Genomic DNA, 524 nt, shown 5'->3' on the forward strand with positions numbered 1-524 from the left:
GGAGTGACGGGCACTGGCTGGCAATGTCTAGCAACGGCAGGCATTTCGGCTGAGGGTAAAAGAACTTTCCGCTAAGCGATAGACTGTATGTAAACACAGTATTGCAAGGACGCGGAACATGCCTCATGTGGCGGCCAGGACGGCCAGCCGGGATCGGGATACTGGTCGTTACCAGAGCCACCGACCCGAGCAAACCCTTCTCTATCAGATCGTTGACGAGTATTACCCGGCATTCGCTGCGCTTATGGCAGAGCAGGGAAAGGAATTGCCGGGCTATGTGCAACGGGAATTTGAAGAATTTCTCCAATGCGGGCGGCTGGAGCATGGCTTTCTACGGGTTCGCTGCGAGTCTTGCCACGCCGAGCACCTGGTCGCTTTCAGCTGTAAGCGTCGCGGTTTCTGCCCGAGCTGTGGGGCGCGGCGGATGGCCGAAAGTGCCGCCTTGCTGGTTGATGAAGTACTGCCTGAACAACCCATGCGTCAGTGGGTGTTGAGCTTCCCGTTTCAGCTGCGTTTCCTGTTTG

1 protein-coding gene is annotated in these 524 nt (G+C 57.1%); it reads left to right on the forward strand.

What is annotated here, in order from left to right; genetic code table 11:
• Positions 1 to 118: 118 nt before the first annotated feature.
• A partial coding sequence (locus tag R8N47_RS28240; RefSeq protein ID WP_001120876.1) for an IS91 family transposase occupies positions 119 to 524 on the forward strand: 406 nt, incomplete at its 3' end.

Source organism: Vibrio sp. 2132-1 (genome assembly GCF_033344315.1).